The sequence below is a fragment of the Diaphorobacter caeni genome, assembly GCF_015354245.1.
Lineage (GTDB): Bacteria > Pseudomonadota > Gammaproteobacteria > Burkholderiales > Burkholderiaceae_C > Diaphorobacter_A > Diaphorobacter_A caeni.
Genome location: NZ_JADKYZ010000026.1, coordinates 1 through 5,754, shown reverse-complemented (window position 1 = coordinate 5,754; position 5,754 = coordinate 1). Strand labels below are relative to the sequence as shown.

At 51.0% G+C, this 5,754-nt stretch carries 2 tRNA genes and 3 rRNA genes; all 5 read right to left on the bottom strand.

Annotated features, from left to right (window positions below):
* Position 1: 1 nt before the first annotated feature.
* The 5 genes from rrf to ISG32_RS27320 all read right to left on the bottom strand — a co-directional run bounded on the left by rrf (position 2) and on the right by ISG32_RS27320 (position 5,349).
* Positions 2–114, bottom strand: a 5S ribosomal RNA gene (rrf, locus tag ISG32_RS27340).
* A 140-nt stretch (positions 115–254) separates the two neighbouring features.
* Positions 255–3,133, bottom strand: a 23S ribosomal RNA gene (locus tag ISG32_RS27335).
* A 388-nt stretch (positions 3,134–3,521) separates the two neighbouring features.
* Positions 3,522–3,597, bottom strand: a tRNA-Ala gene (locus ISG32_RS27330).
* Positions 3,598–3,644: 47 nt separating this feature from the next.
* Positions 3,645–3,721: transfer RNA gene (locus tag ISG32_RS27325), tRNA-Ile, on the bottom strand.
* A gap of 95 nt (positions 3,722–3,816) precedes the next feature.
* Positions 3,817–5,349: ribosomal RNA gene (locus ISG32_RS27320) — 16S ribosomal RNA — on the bottom strand.
* The 16S, 23S and 5S rRNA genes sit together here with 2 tRNA genes alongside, the layout of an rRNA operon.
* Positions 5,350–5,754: the final 405 nt, after the last annotated feature.

Below are 5,754 nucleotides of genomic sequence, written 5' to 3'. Positions count from 1 at the left end.
AGCCTGACGATGACCTACTTTCACACGGGAGTCCGCACTATCATCGGCGCGAAGTCGTTTCACTGTCCTGTTCGGGATGGGAAGGAGTGGTACCAACTTGCTATGGTCATCAGGCATAACTTGGAGCAGTGCAGGTTTTTGTTCTGCACGGCGAATTCATAGAATCTCAATCAGCTGAGGTCTGGTTCCTTCTTGGAACCTAATTTGATTGCGTACTTGGCATAACTACAAGTCTTTGAATTTATCAAAGTTATAGGGTCAAGCCGCACGGGCAATTAGTACTGGTTAGCTTAAAGCATTGCTGCTCTTCCACACCCAGCCTATCAACGTCGTGGTCTACAACGACCCTTCAGGGGGCTCGAGGCCCCGGCAGATCTCATCTTGAAACGAGTTTCCCGCTTAGATGCTTTCAGCGGTTATCTCTTCCACACATAGCTACCCTGCGATGCCACTGGCGTGACAACAGGTACACCAGAGGTGTGTCCACTCCGGTCCTCTCGTACTAGGAGCAGGCTTCCTCAAATCTGCAGCGCCCACGGAAGATAGGGACCAAACTGTCTCACGACGTTTTAAACCCAGCTCACGTACCTCTTTAAATGGCGAACAGCCATACCCTTGGGACCGACTACAGCCCCAGGATGAGATGAGCCGACATCGAGGTGCCAAACACCGCCGTCGATATGAACTCTTGGGCGGTATCAGCCTGTTATCCCCAGAGTACCTTTTATCCGTTGAGCGATGGCCCTTCCATACAGAACCACCGGATCACTATGTCCTGCTTTCGCATCTGCTCGACTTGTCAGTCTCGCAGTTAAGCACGCTTATGCCATTGCACTATCGTCACGATGTCCGACCGTAACTAGCGTACCTTCGAACTCCTCCGTTACACTTTGGGAGGAGACCGCCCCAGTCAAACTGCCTACCATGCACTGTCCCCAGTCCAGATAATGGACCTAGGTTAGAACCTCAAACACACCAGGGTGGTATTTCAACGTTGGCTCCATGTGATCTAGCGACCACACTTCAAAGCCTCCCACCTATCCTACACAGATCTGTTCAAAGTCCAATACAAAGCTACAGTAAAGGTTCATGGGGTCTTTCCGTCTTTCCGCGGGGAGATTGCATCATCACAAACATTTCAACTTCGCTGAGTCTCAGGAGGAGACAGTGTGGCCATCGTTACGCCATTCGTGCAGGTCGGAACTTACCCGACAAGGAATTTCGCTACCTTAGGACCGTTATAGTTACGGCCGCCGTTTACTGGGACTTCAATCAAGAGCTTGCACCCCATCATTTAATCTTCCAGCACCGGGCAGGCGTCACACCCTATACGTCCACTTTCGTGTTTGCAGAGTGCTGTGTTTTTAATAAACAGTCGCAGCCACCGATTTTTTGCAACCCCTTTCTGCTCCGTTTGTACAACTTCACATACTGGGGGCATACCTTCTCCCGAAGTTACGGTATCAATTTGCCGAGTTCCTTCTCCTGAGTTCTCTCAAGCGCCTTAGAATACTCATCTCGCGCACCAGTGTCGGTTTGCGGTACGGTCGTCAATAGCTGAAGCTTAGTGGCTTTTCCTGGAAGCAGGGTATCACTCACTTCGTGTGCAAGCACACTCGTTATCACCCCTCATCTAAGCCCGGCGGATTTGCCTACCGGGCACGACTACAGGCTTGAACCAACATATCCAACAGTTGGCTGAGCTAACCTTCTCCGTCCCCACATCGCACTATTGATCGGTACAGGAATATTGACCTGTTTCCCATCAGCTACGCATCTCTGCCTCGCCTTAGGGGCCGACTCACCCTACGCCGATGAACGTTGCGTAGGAAACCTTGCGCTTACGGCGAGCGGGCTTTTCACCCGCTTTAACGCTACTCATGTCAGCATTCGCACTTCTGATACCTCCAGCATCCGTCTCCAGACACCTTCACAGGCTTACAGAACGCTCTCCTACCACGTGCAATAAATTGCACATCCGCAGCTTCGGTAACTGGCTTAGCCCCGTTACATCTTCCGCGCAGGACGACTCGATCAGTGAGCTATTACGCTTTCTTTAAATGATGGCTGCTTCTAAGCCAACATCCTGACTGTTTTAGCCTTCCCACTTCGTTTCCCACTTAGCCAATTTTAGGGACCTTAGCTGGCGGTCTGGGTTGTTTCCCTCTTGAGTCCGGACGTTAGCACCCGGTGCTCTGTCTCCCAAGCTGTACTCTGCAGTATTCGGAGTTTGCCTTGGTTTGGTAAGTCGCCATGACCCCCTAGCCAAAACAGTGCTCTACCCCCGCAGGTAATACTTGAGGCACTACCTAAATAGTTTTCGGAGAGAACCAGCTATTTCCAAGTTTGTTTAGCCTTTCACCCCTATCCACAGCTCATCCGCTAGTTTTGCAACACTAGTCGGTTCGGACCTCCAGTACCTGTTACGGCACCTTCATCCTGGCCATGGATAGATCACTTGGTTTCGGGTCTACACCCAGCGACTATGGCGCCCTGTTCGGACTCGGTTTCCCTACGCCTCCCCTATTCGGTTAAGCTTGCCACTGAATGTAAGTCGCTGACCCATTATACAAAAGGTACGCCGTCACCCCTTACGAGGCTCCGACTTTTTGTAAGCATACGGTTTCAGGATCTATTTCACTCCCCTCCCGGGGTTCTTTTCGCCTTTCCCTCACGGTACTTGTTCACTATCGGTCGATGATGAGTATTTAGCCTTGGAGGATGGTCCCCCCATATTCAGACAAGGTTTCTCGTGCCCCGCCCTACTTATCTGCAGCCTAGTACCACCACTGAGTTTTCACATACGGGACTATCACCCACTATGGTCGGACTTTCCATTCCGTTTTGTTAACCCAATGACTATCACTGCAAGGCTCTTCCGAATTCGCTCGCCACTACTATCGGAATCTCGGTTGATGTCTTTTCCTCGAGCTACTTAGATGTTTCAGTTCACTCGGTTCGCCTCGCATACCTATGTATTCAGTATGCGATACCCTTGCGGGTGGGTTTCCCCATTCAGAGACCTCCGGATCAAAGCTTATTTGCCAGCTCCCCGAAGCTTATCGCAGGCTATCACGTCTTTCGTCGCCTATCATCGCCAAGGCATCCACCATATGCTCTTAGTCACTTGACCCTATAACTTTGACATCTCTTTCGAGATGACTTCATTGTCAGATCGCAGACTTGTTTTGTGAGGTCTCGCACCTCACGCGTTATGCCGTAATGTGAATGATCTTCTTGGCTGGTTTCTGCTTTCACAGAATCCAACTTTGAGAACGATTCGTCATTACTTGAAATAAACAAAGTTTTTGTCTATTCGTTTTGACGCAATCAAATTTGTTGTTAGCGGCACGGTGCAGTAAAACCTTTACGAATTCCTGCTTTCCGCTAACAACGCTGATTTCGACTCTATGAATTTTTAAAGAACAGCCGTATTGATCCGGTAATCCGGGTCAACAACAAAACAGTCTGTCGCCAAACTGCTTTGGTGTTGATGATCTATTGATCGTCTGATAAGTGGTTGGTGGAGGATGACGGGATCGAACCGACGACCCCCTGCTTGCAAAGCAGGTGCTCTCCCAGCTGAGCTAATCCCCCAGGATTTCTTCCTCGACCAGAGTGTTGGCACTTCCCAATAAAGAGTTTGGTGGGTCTAGTTGGGCTCGAACCAACGACCCCCGCCTTATCAAGACGGTGCTCTAACCAGCTGAGCTACAGACCCATTCCTCAACCAGAGCAGCATCTCTGCCGCTCAGCCTTGGCTTGTTCCAACAACCGATAAGTGTGGGCGTTCAATCTTGAATGCTTGTTTTCCAGAAAGGAGGTGATCCAGCCGCACCTTCCGATACGGCTACCTTGTTACGACTTCACCCCAGTCACGAACCCCGCCGTGGTAAGCGCCCTCCTTGCGGTTAGGCTACCTACTTCTGGCGAGACCCGCTCCCATGGTGTGACGGGCGGTGTGTACAAGACCCGGGAACGTATTCACCGTGACATTCTGATCCACGATTACTAGCGATTCCGACTTCACGCAGTCGAGTTGCAGACTGCGATCCGGACTACGACTGGCTTTATGGGATTAGCTCCCCCTCGCGGGTTGGCAACCCTTTGTACCAGCCATTGTATGACGTGTGTAGCCCCACCTATAAGGGCCATGAGGACTTGACGTCATCCCCACCTTCCTCCGGTTTGTCACCGGCAGTCCCATTAGAGTGCCCAACTGAATGTAGCAACTAATGGCAAGGGTTGCGCTCGTTGCGGGACTTAACCCAACATCTCACGACACGAGCTGACGACAGCCATGCAGCACCTGTGTGCAGGTTCTCTTTCGAGCACATCCTCATCTCTGAAGACTTCCTGCCATGTCAAAGGTGGGTAAGGTTTTTCGCGTTGCATCGAATTAAACCACATCATCCACCGCTTGTGCGGGTCCCCGTCAATTCCTTTGAGTTTCAACCTTGCGGCCGTACTCCCCAGGCGGTCAACTTCACGCGTTAGCTTCGTTACTGAGAAAGTGAATTCCCAACAACCAGTTGACATCGTTTAGGGCGTGGACTACCAGGGTATCTAATCCTGTTTGCTCCCCACGCTTTCGTGCATGAGCGTCAGTGCAGGCCCAGGGGATTGCCTTCGCCATCGGTGTTCCTCCGCATATCTACGCATTTCACTGCTACACGCGGAATTCCATCCCCCTCTGCCGCACTCAAGCCATGCAGTCACAAATGCAGTTCCCAGGTTGAGCCCGGGGATTTCACATCTGTCTTACATAACCGCCTGCGCACGCTTTACGCCCAGTAATTCCGATTAACGCTTGCACCCTACGTATTACCGCGGCTGCTGGCACGTAGTTAGCCGGTGCTTATTCTTACAGTACCGTCATGGGCCGCCTTTATTAGAAGCGACCTTTTCGTTCTGTACAAAAGCAGTTTACAACCCGAAGGCCTTCATCCTGCACGCGGCATGGCTGGATCAGGGTTTCCCCCATTGTCCAAAATTCCCCACTGCTGCCTCCCGTAGGAGTCTGGGCCGTGTCTCAGTCCCAGTGTGGCTGATCATCCTCTCAGACCAGCTACAGATCGTCGGCTTGGTAAGCTTTTATCCCACCAACTACCTAATCTGCCATCGGCCGCTCCGTCCGCGCAAGGCCTTGCGGTCCCCTGCTTTCATCCGTAGATCGTATGCGGTATTAGCAAAGCTTTCGCCTCGTTATCCCCCACGATCGGGCACGTTCCGATGTATTACTCACCCGTTCGCCACTCGTCAGCATCCGAAGACCTGTTACCGTTCGACTTGCATGTGTAAGGCATGCCGCCAGCGTTCAATCTGAGCCAGGATCAAACTCTACAGTTCGATCTTGAAATTTAAAGTCTCTCGACTTACTCAATACAAATAGGAATTGAAGAAGAAATGATCTTCCTACAATTTACTGTTTGCATGAGTGTTTGTAGTGCAGTGCACTAGTCCCGAAGAACTTATGCATTCGCCATCAAACACCCACGCTTATCGGCTGTATGTTTTTAAGGATCCAGCGCACTCCGAATCGCTCCGGAGGCTTGCTTCGCAGTGATCAGCGAAGCCTTGAATTATAACACGTTTTAAAGACCTGTCAAACTTTGTGGTTTTTGCAGACCGACCGGATAACCAATCAAACCACATCAACCTGCCGCATCCGTCGTTTCCAACCTCGGCAGCGAAGCCTTGTATTCTACACCGAGTTTTGCGACCCAGAAGAAGAAATCCAAGATTTCTTTTTTC